General features: G+C 68.9%; 18 protein-coding genes and 1 tRNA gene. 11 read left to right on the forward strand and 8 right to left on the reverse strand.

The features are described from left to right. Positions 1-55: 55 nt before the first annotated feature. From ACSQ1W_RS13395 to ACSQ1W_RS13415, 5 genes are all read right to left on the reverse strand, one after another. Complete coding sequence (locus tag ACSQ1W_RS13395) at positions 56-1,015, reverse strand: ribose-phosphate diphosphokinase (RefSeq protein WP_055940747.1); 960 nt, start codon at positions 1,013-1,015, stop codon at positions 56-58. A 32-nt stretch (positions 1,016-1,047) separates the two neighbouring features. Further along, positions 1,048-1,123: transfer RNA gene (locus tag ACSQ1W_RS13400), tRNA-Gln, on the reverse strand. Beyond that, positions 1,122-2,012, reverse strand: coding sequence for a 4-(cytidine 5'-diphospho)-2-C-methyl-D-erythritol kinase (ispE, locus tag ACSQ1W_RS13405; protein WP_436044115.1), 891 nt, complete (start codon positions 2,010-2,012; stop codon positions 1,122-1,124). Before ispE ends, ACSQ1W_RS13400 begins: the two co-directional genes overlap by 2 nt. Next, the gene (gene lolB / locus ACSQ1W_RS13410; protein ID WP_436044117.1) at positions 2,009-2,659 is read right to left on the reverse strand and encodes a lipoprotein insertase outer membrane protein LolB; all 651 of its coding nucleotides are present in this window, start codon (positions 2,657-2,659) and stop codon (positions 2,009-2,011) included. The genes ispE and lolB overlap by 4 nt, the downstream gene beginning before the upstream one ends. Next, the gene (locus tag ACSQ1W_RS13415) at positions 2,656-4,341 is read right to left on the reverse strand and encodes a tetratricopeptide repeat protein (protein WP_436044119.1); all 1,686 of its coding nucleotides are present in this window, start codon (positions 4,339-4,341) and stop codon (positions 2,656-2,658) included. Before ACSQ1W_RS13415 ends, lolB begins: the two co-directional genes overlap by 4 nt. Before the next feature lie 68 nt (positions 4,342-4,409). Between ACSQ1W_RS13415 and hemA the strand changes: the two genes are divergently transcribed. From hemA to ACSQ1W_RS13455, 8 genes are read left to right on the forward strand one after another with little or no spacing between them, the layout of a single operon-like run. Continuing rightward, positions 4,410-5,690, forward strand: a complete 1,281-nt coding sequence (hemA, locus tag ACSQ1W_RS13420; protein WP_436044121.1) for a glutamyl-tRNA reductase — start codon at positions 4,410-4,412, stop codon at positions 5,688-5,690. Next, the gene (gene prfA / locus ACSQ1W_RS13425; RefSeq protein WP_436044123.1) at positions 5,668-6,753 is read left to right on the forward strand and encodes a peptide chain release factor 1; all 1,086 of its coding nucleotides are present in this window, start codon (positions 5,668-5,670) and stop codon (positions 6,751-6,753) included. Before hemA ends, prfA begins: the two co-directional genes overlap by 23 nt. Further along, positions 6,750-7,199 carry an N-acetyltransferase family protein gene (locus ACSQ1W_RS13430; protein WP_436044125.1) on the forward strand — a complete coding sequence of 150 codons (450 nt, stop codon included), beginning with the start codon at positions 6,750-6,752 and terminating at the stop codon, positions 7,197-7,199. The genes prfA and ACSQ1W_RS13430 overlap by 4 nt, the downstream gene beginning before the upstream one ends. Continuing rightward, positions 7,196-8,923, forward strand: a complete 1,728-nt coding sequence (locus ACSQ1W_RS13435; protein ID WP_436044127.1) for an O-linked N-acetylglucosamine transferase family protein — start codon at positions 7,196-7,198, stop codon at positions 8,921-8,923. Before ACSQ1W_RS13430 ends, ACSQ1W_RS13435 begins: the two co-directional genes overlap by 4 nt. 25 nt (positions 8,924-8,948) lie before the next feature. Continuing rightward, positions 8,949-9,467: a molybdenum cofactor biosynthesis protein B gene (moaB, locus tag ACSQ1W_RS13440; RefSeq protein ID WP_192272479.1), complete on the forward strand. Its 519-nt coding sequence runs from the start codon at positions 8,949-8,951 to the stop codon at positions 9,465-9,467. A gap of 16 nt (positions 9,468-9,483) precedes the next feature. Next, entirely contained in the window at positions 9,484-9,822 is a 339-nt protein-coding gene (locus ACSQ1W_RS13445; protein ID WP_192272481.1) for a helix-turn-helix domain-containing protein, read from the forward strand. A gap of 27 nt (positions 9,823-9,849) precedes the next feature. Continuing rightward, positions 9,850-10,629, forward strand: coding sequence for a polyphosphate kinase 2 (ppk2, locus tag ACSQ1W_RS13450; protein ID WP_436044129.1), 780 nt, complete (start codon positions 9,850-9,852; stop codon positions 10,627-10,629). A 3-nt stretch (positions 10,630-10,632) separates the two neighbouring features. Beyond that, entirely contained in the window at positions 10,633-11,037 is a 405-nt protein-coding gene (locus ACSQ1W_RS13455; protein ID WP_436044130.1) for a hypothetical protein, read from the forward strand. 6 nt (positions 11,038-11,043) lie between these two features. On the opposite strand, the gene ACSQ1W_RS13460 is transcribed toward ACSQ1W_RS13455, so the two are convergent. From ACSQ1W_RS13460 to ACSQ1W_RS13470, 3 genes are read right to left on the reverse strand one after another with little or no spacing between them, the layout of a single operon-like run. Further along, on the reverse strand, positions 11,044-11,310 hold the full coding sequence (locus tag ACSQ1W_RS13460) for an acylphosphatase (protein WP_436044132.1): 267 nt from the start codon (positions 11,308-11,310) through the stop codon (positions 11,044-11,046). After that, the gene (locus ACSQ1W_RS13465; RefSeq protein ID WP_436044134.1) at positions 11,310-11,882 is read right to left on the reverse strand and encodes a TlpA family protein disulfide reductase; all 573 of its coding nucleotides are present in this window, start codon (positions 11,880-11,882) and stop codon (positions 11,310-11,312) included. The genes ACSQ1W_RS13460 and ACSQ1W_RS13465 overlap by 1 nt, the downstream gene beginning before the upstream one ends. Then, positions 11,879-13,156 carry a YihY family inner membrane protein gene (locus ACSQ1W_RS13470; protein WP_192272491.1) on the reverse strand — a complete coding sequence of 426 codons (1,278 nt, stop codon included), beginning with the start codon at positions 13,154-13,156 and terminating at the stop codon, positions 11,879-11,881. The genes ACSQ1W_RS13465 and ACSQ1W_RS13470 overlap by 4 nt, the downstream gene beginning before the upstream one ends. A gap of 77 nt (positions 13,157-13,233) precedes the next feature. Between ACSQ1W_RS13470 and wrbA the strand changes: the two genes are divergently transcribed. From wrbA to ACSQ1W_RS13485, 3 genes are read left to right on the forward strand one after another with little or no spacing between them, the layout of a single operon-like run. After that, complete coding sequence (wrbA, locus tag ACSQ1W_RS13475) at positions 13,234-13,830, forward strand: NAD(P)H:quinone oxidoreductase (RefSeq protein WP_436044136.1); 597 nt, start codon at positions 13,234-13,236, stop codon at positions 13,828-13,830. Continuing rightward, positions 13,830-14,162 carry a DUF2069 domain-containing protein gene (locus tag ACSQ1W_RS13480; protein WP_436044138.1) on the forward strand — a complete coding sequence of 111 codons (333 nt, stop codon included), beginning with the start codon at positions 13,830-13,832 and terminating at the stop codon, positions 14,160-14,162. The genes wrbA and ACSQ1W_RS13480 overlap by 1 nt, the downstream gene beginning before the upstream one ends. Then, positions 14,162-14,866, forward strand: coding sequence for a hypothetical protein (locus ACSQ1W_RS13485; protein WP_436044140.1), 705 nt, complete (start codon positions 14,162-14,164; stop codon positions 14,864-14,866). The genes ACSQ1W_RS13480 and ACSQ1W_RS13485 overlap by 1 nt, the downstream gene beginning before the upstream one ends. Positions 14,867-14,878 lie beyond the last annotated feature (12 nt).

Raw genomic sequence — 14,878 nt, forward strand, 5'->3', positions numbered from 1 at the left:
GCGACCAGATGAACCCGGAGAGCCGCCCGCCGATGGTCCGGCGCGCAGCGGAGACTCAATCCACGTATAGCGAACTGACCGACTCGCCGAAGGCGATGCGGCGGATCGTTTCCGCCAGCAGTTCCGCCACCGACAGCTGGCGGATCTTGCTGCAGCCCTGCGCCTGCGGCGAGAGCGGGATCGTGTCGGTGACGACGAGTTCGTCGAGCACCGAGTTGTTCAGATTGTCCACCGCCGGGCCCGAGAGCACGGGGTGGGTGCAGTACGCCGCCACCTTGTTGGCGCCGTGCTGCTTCAGCGCCGCGGCGGCGGCGCAGAGCGTACCGGCGGTATCGACGATGTCGTCCACCAGCACGCAGTCCTTGCCTTCCACGTCACCGATGATGTTCATCACCGTGGCGACGTTGGCGCGCGGGCGGCGCTTGTCGATGATCGCCAGATCGGCGTCGTCGAGGCGCTTGGCCACCGCACGGGCGCGCACCACGCCACCCACGTCCGGCGACACCACCAGCAGGTTCTCCGTGCCGTAGGCGCGCCAGATGTCGGCTAGCAGCAGCGGAGACGCGTACACGTTGTCGACCGGGATATCGAAGAAACCCTGGATCTGGTCGGCATGCAGATCGACCGTCAGCACGCGGTCCGCGCTGACGGCGCCGAACATCTTCGCCGCCACCTTCGCCGTGATCGGCACGCGCGAGGAGCGCATGCGGCGATCCTGGCGGGCGTAGCCGAAGTACGGCACCACCGCGGTGACGCTGCTGGCCGAGGCGCGCTTCAGCGCGTCGATCAGGACCAGCAGCTCCACCAGGTTCTCAGCGCTCGGCGCGCAGGTCGGCTGCACGACGAACACTTCCTGCCGGCGCACGTTTTCCTGGATCTCGACCTGGACTTCGCCGTCGGAGAACCGGGACACCAGCGCCTTGCCGGGACGCACGCCCAGCTCGCGGCAGATGCTGTTCGCCAACGGCTTGTTGGCGTTGCCGGAGAACACGAGCAGGTTACGTTCGTCTTGCATGGGTCGTCTCGGCGGATGCAGCTGGACTGGATTGGCAGGGGCGGAAGGATTCGAACCTACGAATGCCGGGATCAAAACCCGGTGCCTTAACCACTTGGCGACGCCCCTAGGCGTACTTCTCCGTCCCGCGAACCTGCGCCAGCGCATCCAGCAGCGGCGAGCGCGCTGCGCCCTCCACCACCCAGGCATGAAGCCCGGCAGGCAGTGACGCCAGTGCGGCCTCGGCAGAGGTCCGGTCAGCGAACTCGACAAAGCAGCCGCCGCCGGAACCCGTCAAACGTGGCGCACCGATCTGCGACAGGGCCTGGAAGACTGCCTCGATGGCAGGCTCCCGGCGACGCACGACCGGCTCGAACGCGTTGCCGAGCAGTGATCCCGAAACGAAGTCCGATATTTTCGCGGGTGCAGCATCACGCGTCAAATCCGGCGACGCGAAAAGGGCTGCCGTCGGCACGTGGACACCCGGATCCACCAGCAGATACCAGGCTGGCGCGAGGGTCAGGGGCGCCAGAATCTCACCCACACCTTCGGCCCACGCATTCTCACCACGGACGAAGACAGGCACGTCCGCACCCAGCTGCAGCCCCAGCGACGCCAGCCGGTCTGTCGCCTGGCCACAGCCCCAGATCTGGTCCAGGGCGACCAGCACGGTCGCGGCATCCGACGATCCGCCGCCGAAACCGCCGCCGGCCGGAATGCGCTTTTCGACACCGATGTCGACACCTTTAGCGACATTGGCTTCTTTTTTGAGCAGCCTGGCGGCACGAACGACCAGGTCCTCCGCCTCCGGGACGCCCGGGGCGGACTCCCCCACCCGTCGGATCTCGCCATCCGCCCGAACCCGCAGGTGGATCGTGTCCCCCCACGCCAACAGCCGGAACACGGTCTGCAACAGGTGGTAGCCGTCCGCACGTCGCCCGACGATCTGCAGGGCCAGGTTGAGCTTGGCCGGGGCTGGCCAGGCCGACCAGCCCTCCTCCGCCGGGAACGCGCTCACTGCGGCGCCAGTTGCCATTGATCGACGGCGACCTTGACGGTAGCCCCCTGCCGACGCGCCTCCATGCGGCGCGGCATGACTGGCTGGGTACCCTCGGCCGGGAACCAGTCCAGATAGTCCACCCGCCATCCCTGCTGGGTCAGGCTCCGCACCCGGCCATCGGCGGCGTACTCCGTGCCCTCCACGGCGGCGGAGGGATCGGCGACACCGCGGGCCCAGTGCACCATCGAGGCGACCGGGATATCCCAGCCGGTGGCCTCGCGCAGCAGACGATCGGCATCGAGGCCTTCGCGCGGTCCGCCCTCCAGCCCATCCAGGCGGGCCGCCCGGGTCTGCAGGTCGCCGCCCAGGCGCCAGCTCTGCCGGGTGACTGGCGCGCTCAGGGCCACCTGGTAAGCCGTGCCCGTCTGTTGCCAGTCGATACGGCCACTGCCGCCCTTCCCGTTCGCATTGACGGCCACCCGCCCGGCAAACGACCAGTCCGGCTGCGACGCCAGCCATGCCGCACGGGTGGCCTGCGCTGCCTGTGCCGCAGCCAGCGCCTCGGGATCGCTCAGCGTCGGCGAATCCACGGCCGGGCCACGCGTGGCGCAGCCCGCCATCGACAGGGCTGCAAGCCCCGCCAGCAGGAAACCTGAAACATTCATGCGCCTGTCTTCTCCAGCGCCCGCAGCAGCGAGCGATTGTCGGGGTCGAGCTTGCGTGCCTCGTCGAAATACCGGCGCGCCTCGTCCTTCTGCCCCATCACCCACAGCACTTCGGCCACGTGCGCGGCGATCTCGGGGTCCTTCTGCAGCGTGAAGGCACGCCGCAGTTCGACCAGTGCTTCCGCATTGCGGCCGAGCCGGTACAGCACCCAGCCGTAGCTGTCGATGATGGCCGCGTCGTCCGGCACCGCGGTGCGCGCGCGATCGATCAACTCCAGCGCCTCCTGGTAGCGCGTGGTACGGTCGGCCAACGTGTAACCCAGTGCATTGAGCGCCGCCACATTGTCAGGCTCGATCACCAGGATGCGCCGGAAATCCGCCTCCGCATGGTCGATGCGGTCGCGTCGCTCCCACGCCAATCCACGCGAATACAGCAGCGCCAGATCGTCCGGATAGGCGGCCAGCCCGCGCGCGAAAACTTCCAGTTCGCCCTCGTCCTGCTCGGCCTGCTGACGCAGTTCGGCCTCCATGAGATAGGCGTCGCGTCGTGTGCCATCCTCGACGCTGGCGTCGCCCTGCAGTGCCCGGGCCTCGGCGAAGGCTTCGTCCTTGCGACCGAGGTCGAACAACGCCTTCAGCGTGCGGAGGCGGGCATCGGCGCGCTGGTCTCCCGCCGGGACGCTGCGGTACCACGCGAGCGCTTCCTCGCGCTTCTCCAGGAACTCCGCCATCTGGCCCAGCAGCAGGCGCCGGTCCGGGCTGTACTCCGTCGGCTGGTCCGTGCCGACCTTTTTCAGTTCCTCGTACAGCGCATTCAAGGCGGCCTTGTCGTCGGCCTTGGCCAGCAGTTGCGCACGCAATCCGTAGGTCAGCGTGTCCTGGGGGCCCTGCCCCATGGCGTGCGAGGCAGCGGCGGGATCGCCCAGCCGGTCGTACTCCTCGGCCAGCTTCAGCCGCAGTGCCGGATCGGTCGCCGCCTTGGGCAGCAGGCCATCCAGTACGACGCGCGCCTCCTGCTTGCGGTCGGCCTGCAGCAACTGGCTGGCCTGCAGCAGCGCCACCAACGGCTCGCCGGAGAATCGCTTCACGACATCGCCGACCATGCGCTCGGCCAGCGCAGGCTGCTCCAGTTGTTGCGCAAGGCCGGTGAATGCCAGCCACGGCTGCAGCTTGTTCGGAATGGCGCCGTCGTCCACCAGTTCGCGCAGCAATCGCGGCGCCAGCGCCGGATCCTTGCCCCCGCTTCCCAGTGCGGTCAGCGCGTAGCGCCAGCCCAGGTCATCGGCATCCTTCATCAAGGCGGACAGTTCCCGGCGTGCGACCCGCGCCTGACCTTGGCGCAGCGCCAACGTGGCCTCCGCACCACGCAGGGCCAGCGTGCGCGGTCCCCGCGCCCGCCACAGCTTGATCGCCTCGGCTGCCCGGGCATCGTCCTTGGCCAGCAGCGCGATGCGGGTGGCGCGCTCGGCCAACCCGGCGTCGTCGCCCCGCTTCGCCGCGTCGAGATACCAGCGCGCGGCCTCCGGCAGCTGTCCTGCCTGCAGGGCGAATTCGCCGGCCATGACCGTGCCCAGCGCATCGTCGGGCTGGTCGGCGGGCGGAGCCGCTTTCGCCGCCATGGCGGACGGGACAGCGGCCGCGAGGACCAGCGCGGCAACCCAGCTGCGAATCATTTCGGGCATGAACGTCACGTCGGCCGTAAAATGGCGGCCCTGATATGAGCCAGCAGCTTACTGCAAGCGCCTGAACGATGACGTTGTGGGTCCTCGGATTGAACCACCAGACCGCGCCGGTCGATCTGCGCGAACGCGTGGCGTTCGACGCCGGCACGGTGCCGCACGCATTGTCGTCGCTGCGGGCGCTGCCCGACGTGGTCGAGGCCGCCCTGCTGTCGACCTGCAACCGCACAGAGCTGTACGCGGTGGCCGAGGACGGCGATGTGCTGGCGAGCTGGCTGGCCACCCATGCCGAGGGCCTCGAGGGCTACCTCTACCGCCATCGCGATGCGGACGCCGTGCGCCATCTGTTCCGGGTCGCGACCGGGCTGGATTCGATGGTGCTGGGCGAACCGCAGATCCTCGGCCAGGTGAAGGACGCCTGGGCCACGGCGCGCGAACACGGTGCGCTCGGCAACCGCCTGGACCGCCTGTTCCAGCAGACCTTCGCCGTCGCCAAGCGCGCGCGCACCGATACCCGCGTCGGTGCGAACCCGGTATCGGTCGCCTCCACCGCGGTGCGCCTGGCGCAGAACTCCTTCGCCCGCCTCAGTGACTCCACCGTCCTGCTGGTCGGCGCCGGCGAAACCATCGAACTGGCCGCCAAGCACCTGAGCGAAGGCAAGGTGCGCCGACTGCTGGTCGCCAACCGCACGCTGGCGCACGCACAGGAACTGGCCACGCGCCACGGCGGCTACGCGCTGCCGCTGACCGACCTGGAACGGCATTTGGCCGAAGCCGACGTGGTGTTCTCCGCCACCGCGGCGCGCGAGCCCGTCGTGCTGCAGGCCCAGGTCGCGGCCGCGCTGGCCAAGCGCAAGCACAAGCCGATGCTGCTGTTCGACCTGGCGGTGCCGCGAGACATCGAGGCATCCGTGGCCGAGTTGCCCGATGCCTACCTCTACACGGTCGACGACCTGGAGCGCGCGGTCGAGGACAACCGTCGCGGGCGTCGCGAAGCCGCCGACGCCGCCGAAGCGATCATCGATGTGCAGGTCGGGCGCTTCATGGAAAGCCTGCTTGCCGGCTCCCGCCAGGAGCCGCTGAAGCGCCTCCGTGCGTTGGGCGAATCCACCCGCGAGGACGTGCTGGCCAAGGCGCGCCAGCAACTCGCCAACGGCCGCGAACCGGAGCAGGTGCTGGAGTTCCTCGCGCACACGCTGACCAACCGCCTGCTGCATCCGCCGACCGCGGCGCTGCGCGAAGCCGCCATGAGTGGCGACGGCGACCTGGCGCGCGCCGCCGACCGCCTGTTCCCCGCGCAGCCGCCCTACTCCCATCTGAAGAAAGACGATGACGCCGACGCTGCGCCGTAAGCTCGAAGCGTTGGCCGAGCGCCGGGAAGAACTCGAACGCCTGCTCGCCGATCCCGGCGTGATCGGCGACAGTGATCGCTTCCGCGCCTTCTCGCGCGAGTTTTCGCAGCTGGAACCCGTAGCCACCGCGATGGCGGAAGAAAAGCGCGCGCAGGCCGACCTGGCCGCCGCGCAGGCAATGCGCGACGACCCGGAGCTGGCCGAACTGGCCGACGAGGAGATCGCCGCTGCCCAGCAACGCCTGGCGCAGCTCGACGACGAACTGATGCTGTTGCTGCTGCCGAAGGACAACCGCGACGAGGGCAATCTGTTCCTCGAAGTCCGCGCCGGCACCGGCGGCGACGAAGCCGCGATCTTCGCCGGCGACCTGTTCCGCATGTACGCCCGCTATGCCGAGCGCCGAGGCTGGAAGGTCGAGATCGAATCCGACAGCCCCGGCGAACACGGCGGTTACAAGGAAGTGGTGGCGCGCGTCGTCGGCCGCGGCGCGTATTCCAAGCTGAAGTTCGAGTCCGGCACCCATCGCGTGCAGCGTGTGCCCGAAACCGAATCGCAGGGTCGTATCCACACGTCGGCGGCGACGGTGGCGATCATTCCGGACGTGGACGAGGTCGACGACATCGTCATCAATCCGGCCGACCTGAAAGTCGACACCTTCCGCTCCTCCGGCGCCGGCGGCCAGCACGTCAACAAGACCGAGTCGGCGATTCGCATCACCCACGTGCCCAGTGGCGTGGTGGTGGAATGCCAGACCGAGCGCAGCCAGCATGCCAACCGCGACAAGGCGATGAAGCGCCTGAAGGCGCAGCTGCTCGACGCAGAACGTAGCAAGCAGCAGGCGGCGCAGGCGGAGACCCGCAAGCTGCAGGTCGGCAGCGGCGACCGCAGCCAGCGCATCCGCACCTACAACTTTCCGCAGGGCCGCATCACCGACCACCGTGTCGAGGGCCTTACGCTGTACGACCTGCCCAACATCATCCAGGGCGACCTGGACGAACTGATCGACCGCCTCGGCCGCGAGCACCTGGCCGACGAACTCGCACGGCTGACGGAGGCCGCATGACCGCCACGATCAGGAAAGCGACGCCGGACGACCTCGACACTGTCGCCCCGCTGTTCGACCTGTACCGTGTGTTCTACGGCAAGCCGTCGGATCCGGCGCTGGCCCGCGACTTCATCCAGGCGCGCATGGCGCGCAACGAATCAGTGATCCTGCTGGCGGAGATCGGGCGGGATGCCGTCGGCTTCACCCAGCTCTATCCCGCCTTCTCGTCGGTCAGCGCCACCCGCACCTGGATCCTCAACGACCTGCTGGTAGTGCCGGAAGCGCGGCGCAGCGGCGTGGCCCGTGCATTGCTGGTCGCGGCCGCGGATTTCGCGCGCGACGACGGCGCGCTGCGGCTGGAACTGGAAACCGACCACGACAACGCGACCGCGCAGGCGCTGTACCACGCGATGGGCTGGACCGCGTACGACGGCACGCTGCGCTTCCGCCTGCCGCTGCGATGAGCCGCGTCGGTCCGGCCGTCAGCGAGCGTGATCGCCTGCGGCAGGCCGTGAGTGCGCAACCGCAGGATTTCATCGCCTGGGTCATGCTGGCCGATGCCGAACTCGACCACGGCGATGCCGAGGCCGGACTTCGCGCCGCGCAGCGCGCATTGAACCTGCGGCCACGGCATCCCGAAGCGCTCGCGCGACTCGGCCGCAGCCATTGGCTGTCAGGCCAGCACGTACAGGCCGCGCAGGCATTGAGCGAGGCCGCCGCGCAGGCGCCGCAGCATCCCGGCATCGCGCTGTGGCTCGGACACGCGTTGGAAGACGCCGGCGAGGCCGAAGCCGCCGCGCAGGCTTACGAACACGCCTACCGGTTGATGCCCGGCGAACCGATGTTCGCCGCCCATCTGCTCAACTGGCGCCGCAAGCTATGCGATTGGCGCGACCTCGACACGCTGTCGGCGCAGGTGCGTCGCGCCGTGCGTGAGGGGCATGGCGTCGTCGAACCGTTCGCGTTCCTCAGTGAAGACGCGAGCGCGAACGAGCAACTCGCCTGCGCCCGCCAGCGCGCGCAAGCGATAGCCGCCGTCATCCGTCCGTTGCCGCTCGCACCTCGCGCAGCAGAAGACGCACCGCTGCGCCTGGGCTTCCTGTCCAACGGTTTCGGTGCGCATCCCACCGGCCTGCTGACGGTGGCGTTCTTCGAGGCGGTGCAGGTGCAGGAAGCGGTGTCCGCGCACCTGTTCGCGCTTACACCCGATGACGGCGGCCCCATCCGGCAACGGCTGACCGCCGCGACGCAGCTGCACGACGTCGCCGGACAATCGCATGCGCGCATCGCGCAGGCCATCCGCGACCAGCGCATCGACGTGCTGTACGACCTGCGCGGCTGGGGCGGCGGCGGCACGCCGGAAGTGCTGGCGATGCGGCCCGCACCCGTGCAGGTCAACTGGCTGGCCTATCCCGGCACGTCCGGGGCGCCGTGGATCGATTACGTGCTGGCGGACCGCTTCGCCCTGCCCGATACGCTGGTGCCGTCGTACAGCGAAACCGTCGCGTATCTGCCTGGCGCCTTCCAGCCGTCGGACACGCGCCGCTCGATCGACACGCCGCCTTCGCGCGAGGCCTGCGGCCTGCCCGCCACCGGCGTTGTCTTCGCCTGCTTCAACAACAGCTACAAGCTCAATCCACGCAGCGTGTCGCGCATGCTCGATGTGCTGGCGAACGTCGACGGCAGCGTGCTGTGGCTGTTGTCCGGACCGGGCCGGGCCGACGAGCGCCTGCGCGCAGCCGCGCAGGCGCGCGGCATCGATCCCGCGCGACTGGTGTTCATGCGCAAGCTGCCGCATGCGGAGTACGTGGCGCGCTACCGGCACGTCGACCTGTTCCTCGACACGCATCCGTACAACGCACACACCACCGCGTCCGATGCGCTGTGGGCGGGCTGTGCAGTGCTGACCTGCCCGGGCATGACGTTCGCCGCGCGCGTCGCCGGCAGCCTCAACCATCATCTCGGCCTGGGTGACATGAACGTGCCCGATGATGCGACGTTCGTCGCCACCGCCATCCGGCTGGGTCGCGATGCCGATGCGCGCGCCGCCCTGCGCACCCGCCTGCAGACCGCGATCACCCACGCACCGCTGTTCGACATGCCCCGGTTCGCGGAAGGCTTCGCCGGCATCGCCCGGCGCATGGCTGACCGGCACCGCAAGGGCCTGCCGCCCGCGCCACTCGACTGACCCGCGATTGCGCTACCCTGCCGGCATGAGCCATGCCGATGCCTTGATCCCGCTGCACCTCTGCGTGCTGACCGTTTCGGACAGCCGCACCCTCGCCGAAGACCGCTCCGGCGACTACCTCATCGACGCCCTCACGCAGGAAGGTCATCAGCTGCACGAGCGCGCCCTGCTGCCCGACGACCGTTACCGCCTGCGCGCGCAGGTCTCGCAGTGGATCGCCGATCCCGCCGTCGACGGCATCCTGGTGACCGGCGGCACCGGCTTCACCGGGCGCGACTCCACGCCCGAAGCGCTGCTTCCGCTGCTCGACAAGGAAATGCCGGGCTTCGGCGAACTGTTCCGCCATGTCAGCGTCGAAGAGATCGGCACGTCGTCGCTGCAGTCGCGCGCGTTCGCCGGACTGGCGAACCAGACGTTCATCTTCTGCCTGCCCGGTTCCACCTCAGCCTGCCGCACGGCGTGGGAAAAGATCATCCGTGCGCAACTCGATGCGCGCACGCGACCGTGCAACCTGGCCACGCTGCGTCCCCGCCTGAAGGAATGAGCAAGGAGAGCCTGCGATGTCCCTCGATGCCACCCTGCGTCTGCTCACCAAGGCCAGCGGCCTGACCGCCGCCGATCTCGCCGCCGCCATCCCGCGCGCCGGCGTGGCCACGGTGAAGTCCTGGCTCGCCGGCGAGAAGATGCCCGGCGGCGACCAGCTCGCCGCACTGGCGCGTGCCTTCGGCATCCCGGCCGGCGCACTGCTGTCGGAACTGGCCACGACGCTGGACCCCGCCCGCACGCAGGGCGAACACGACCTGCTCGCCGCCTACCGCGCGCTCAACACGCGCCAGCAAGGCGCATTGCTGGAAGTCGCCCGCGGCATGGCCGGGCACAAGGCCCGCCGCAAGCGCTGATTCCCCACCACCGCACAGGATGCCGCGATGAAACCGCTCAAGCGCAAGGACTACGAAGCCCGGCTCAAGCCGCTGCAACTGGAACTGGCGGCGATGGCGCGCTGGGCCTCGCACTGCGGCGCCCGCATCGTGGTGGTGATGGAAGGCCGCGACACCGCCGGCAAGGGCGGCGCGATCGGCGCGATCACCGAGCATCTCAACCCACGCCAGTGCCGCGTGGTGGCACTGCCGAAGCCGAGCGAACGCGAGGCCACGCAGTGGTATTTCCAGCGCTACATCTCGCACCTGCCGGCGGCCGGTGAGATCGTCCTGTTCGACCGCAGCTGGTACAACCGCGCCGGCGTCGAGAAGGTGATGGGCTACTGCACCGACGAGCAGCACGCGCGCTTCCTGCAACAGGCGCCGGTGTTCGAGCGCGGCATCACCGACGACGGCATCCTGCTGTTCAAGTACTGGCTGTGCGTGGACCAGGCGCAGCAGGAGGAACGCTTCGCCGAGCGCGCCGAAGAGCCGCTGAAGAGCTGGAAGCTGTCGCCGATCGACCTGAAGGCGCGCGAGAAGTACGCCGACTACACTGCTGCGCGCGAGACCATGCTCAAGGCCACGCACACCAAGCACGCGCCGTGGACGCTGGTCGACTTCAACGACCAGCGCAGCGGGCGGCTGACGTTGATCCGTGACCTGCTCGATCGCCTGCCCGACACGCAGGTACCGCTGGAACCGCTGGGCCTGCCGCCGCTGAAGGGCAAGCTGCACAAGGAGCGCTACGGCGTGCTGAAGCCGATCAAGCCGCAGCGCGAAGGCTGATCGATGCGGTTACCCCTGATGGCCACGCTGTGGCTGCTCGCTGCACCCGTACTGGCGCAGGATGTGCCGCCGCAGGAGGATGCATCCGCAACCACACTGGATACCCTGGTCGTGCGCCCGGAGCCGGAGGAAGTGCTGGATCTCTACCGCTTCGAGAATCCGGTGGATGTCGAGCCGACAGCGTTCGGACGCAGTTGGAAGGAACCGACCAGCCTGGAGCAGCTGGGCAAGAACGGCGGCATCGTGCCCGTACTGGCCGGACTCGCCGCGAAAGGCATCCAGGCCGGCGCGCGCAAGATCCCCGGCTGGAAGGAGCCGATGCAGGCCGTCGTCGCAAGGCCGCCACCGCTGGACGAGGAACAGCAGGCCCGCGCCCTGCGCCTGCACGACGCCGGCGAGCCGCGGTGAGGCGCGTCAGCCGGTGACGAAACCTTCGTTCACCGGCATCGTCCACGCCTCGCGCACGACCGCATCGACGCGCGCGGCAGGAGGCCCCAGGCGCAACCACGCTTCCAGCGCATCGAGCGCCACGGCATCACCCTCGGCGATCACCTCCACGCGACCATCCGGAAGATTGGTCGCACGACCGGACAGGCCGAGATCCAACGCACGCTCGCGTGTCGAGGCGCGATAGAACACGCCCTGCACCTTGCCGCTGACCAGGAAGCGGGCGCCCGCCATCAGGCCTTCGCTTTCGGACCACCGGCAGCCGCAATGGCCGCTTCGATCTCCTTGCCGGTCACCGGGCCGAGGAACTGCTTGGCGACCTTGCCGTCCGGCGCGATCAGATAGGTGAGCGGCAGGCCGCGCGGCGTGGCGAAATCGGCCGGCGGGTTGTACACGTCGAGGATGGCGATCGGATACACGACCGGCCGTTCGGCGAGGAACGCCTTCAGTTCGTCCGCTTCGATTTCCTCGTAGGCGAGACCGATCACCTCGATATGCTCGTTGTCCTTGTCGAGCGCGGACAGGTCGGGCATTTCCTTCAGGCAGGGTGCGCACCAGGTCGCCCAGAAGTTCACCACCACCCACTTGCCGCGCCGGTCGGCCAGCGCGTACTCGGCACCGTCCAGCGTCTTCAGCTGCAGCGTGGGGATCTCCGCCGTGCGATCGGCCGGCTTCTGCGCGGCGGGATCGATGGCCTGCACGTGCGCTTCGATCGCCGGACCGGCGACCTCGGCAGGCGCCGAGCCGGCATTGCAGGCCGCCAGCGTCAGCACGACAGCCAGCGACAGGGAGGAAACGGACTTCATGCAGGCTCCTGGTTGGATTCGACGAACAGGTCGCTGACGCGCTTCTTCAACAGTTCGCGCAAGGGCATGCGTAGGTCGTCCAGCGCGGCGCGCGCGGCGCGACCCAGCACATCGTCATGGAACGGAAGATGCGCTTCGGCGACCGGGATGCGCAGCTGGCAGGCTTCATAGAGATCGCACAACGTCAGGTCGTCAAGATCGCGCGACAGCAGCCATTCGCCTTCCTCGTCGCGACGCAGCAGGTTGATGCCGGACAGCTGGCCCAGCATCTGCTGGATCAGCGAATCGGTCAGCATCGGTTCCATCGCCAGGATCTGGTCGCTGTGCAGGCCGCGACCCTGCTCGCGCGCCTGCGAGAAGCGGCCGAGCATGCGCAGCAGCCCATACAGTTCGTAGCCCAGCGGCAGGCGCATGGCGACCGGCTGGTAGCGGAAGGCGGCCATGCCCGACGCCAGCGACGCGCCCAGCAGCACCGCGACCCAGCACAGGAAGATCCACAGCAGCAGGATGGGTGCGGCCGCCACCGCGCCATAGATCTTCTGGTAGGAATTGAAGCTGCCCAGATAGAGACCGAGACCCCACTTCGCCAGCTCCAGCAGCACCGTCGCCAGCAGCGCACCCGCCACCGCATAGCGCCACTTGATGGTCCGGTGCGGCACTACGCGGTAGATCACCACGATGGCCGCCAGTTCGATCAGCACCGGTGCCACGCTCAGCGACAGCGCCTGCAGCCATTTGCCGCCGCTGGTCGCGAACACCGGCAGCGCATAGAAGCGCGCCGACAGCGCCAGCGACGCCGCCGCCATCAGCGCCCCCAGCGTCAGCACGGTCCAGTACACCAGGAAGCGCGACAGCTTCGGCCGCGCGCTGTGCACGCGCCAGATGCGGTTGAAAGTGGTCTCGATGCTGTTGAGCGTGATCAGCAGCGACGCCACCAGCGCGATCACGCCCACTGCGGTCAGCTTGCCGGTGTTGGCCAGGAAACCGTCCAGCCGCTCCTTCAGGCTCACCGCCGCGCCGGGCAGGAAGTTGGCGAAGATGTAGTCGCGCAACTGCGCGCTCCATTCCTGGAACACCGGGAATGCGGACAGCACGCCGAATACCACCATCGCCAGCGGGACGAGCGCGAACAGGGTGGTATAAGCCAGCGAACCGGCGGCCTGGAACAGGCGGTCGTCGAGGAAGCGCTTGGCCAGGAAGCGGAAGAACGTGCCCATCCGCGCACGGTCGCGCACGCGGTCGGTCCAGCGGTTCAACGTATCCAGGGGCTCCATGGGCGGAAGGGTAACCGATGCGTCACGGGTCCGACATCGCCGATACTAGGCGCCTTCCACGCAATGAAGATGGCCCGATGCCCGAGATCCTGGTGCTCTACTACAGCCGCGGCGGGTCCGTGGCGCGGCTGGCGCGGCAGATCGCGCGCGGCATCGGCGAAGTGGACGGCATGTCCGCGCGCCTGCGCACCGTGCCACCGGTGGCGGCGGTGACGCAGCAGGCCGCACCTCCGGTGCCCGAGGATGGCGCCCCCTACGTGGACAAACAGGACCTGGCCGAGTGCAGTGGCCTGATCCTCGGCAGCCCCACCCGCTTCGGCAACATGGCCGCGCCGGTCAAGCACTTCATCGATGGCCTGGGCGCGGAATGGGCAAGCGGCACGCTGGTCGGCAAGCCAGCGGCGGTGTTCACCTCCACCGCCACCCAGCACGGCGGGCAGGAATCCACCCTGCTGTCGATGCAGGTGCCGCTGCTGCACCACGGCTGCGTGATCGTCGGCATTCCGTTCACCGAACCGCAGCTCAGCACCACGCGCACCGGCGGCACGCCGTATGGCGCCAGCCATGTGGCCGGTGGCGAGGACGATCCGCAGCCCAGCGATGAAGAAGCCGCGCTCGCGCGTGCGCTCGGCCGTCGCGTCGCCGACATCGCGCGTCGGCTGGAGCCGCGCTGATGGACCGCTCGCGCCTGCTGCTCGCCGGCCTGCTGCAACTGCTGGCCATCCTGTATGCGGTGTGGTTCTGGGGCGACCGCCAGTACACGCTGGCGCTGCTGGTGTTCTCGCTGCCGCCGGTGCTGCTGATGATCGGCGTGATGGCGCGGCGGCGCACGGCGGCGTTCTGGGCCGGCGTGTTCGCGCTGTTCTGGTTTTCGCATGCGGTGATGGTGGCGTGGGCCGATCCGGTGAAGGCGAAGTTCGCCTGGGTGGGCATCGTGCTGTCGATCGGCATCGTGCTGGCGACCAGCTGGCCGGCGTTCGCCAAACGGTTCGGCAGGAAGGGCTGATGCGCTTCGTCGCCGCGCTGCTGTGCTGCCTGCTGGCGCCCTGCGCGTGGGCGCAGGAAGACGCGGTCTGTGAGCCCGGCGAACCGGAGCGCGCGGAGAATCGCGACGGCAGCGTGCTGACCGTGCAGACCGAATGTGCATCGCCCGAGCTGCGCCGCTATGTCGCCACCCTCACCTGCGATGCGGGCCGCGTGTGCGACCGGCTGGAGGTCACCCAAGAGGTGGTCTACAACAGCATGGGGAACATCGGCCTGACCGACCTGGACGAGGACGGGATGCACGAGGTCGAGGTCCGCGGCATGTGCGGCGCCGGACCGAACTGCGAGGGCAACGTCTACCGGATCGACCCGGCCACGCGGACGCTGCAGCACTTCTTCAGCGGCGGCTACTACGAGCTGCAGGTCATCGACGGCTGGCTGGTGGAGGCTGGACGCAGCAGCTGCTGCAGCTGGGAGTTCCACCTGTGGCAACTGGATGCACCGCACGCGCTGCCGCTGGAGTACGACAACATGGACCTGATGGTGCAGGTGGGCGCCAGCGGCGACGCGGACACGGTCGAGGGCGTGGTGTGCACGTTCATCCGGCAAAGCGGCGATAATTCGCAGGTGGTGGCCCCGCCCTCGCGCGCGCTGGAACGGATCTGCGAGCACTACGGCGAGGCCTACGAGCTGACTTCCCCCGATACAACGCCTGGCGCGCCGTGAGCGCCGGCAGGA

The organism is Pseudoxanthomonas sp. LjRoot143 (assembly GCF_964252945.1).
Classification (GTDB): domain Bacteria; phylum Pseudomonadota; class Gammaproteobacteria; order Xanthomonadales; family Xanthomonadaceae; genus Pseudoxanthomonas_A.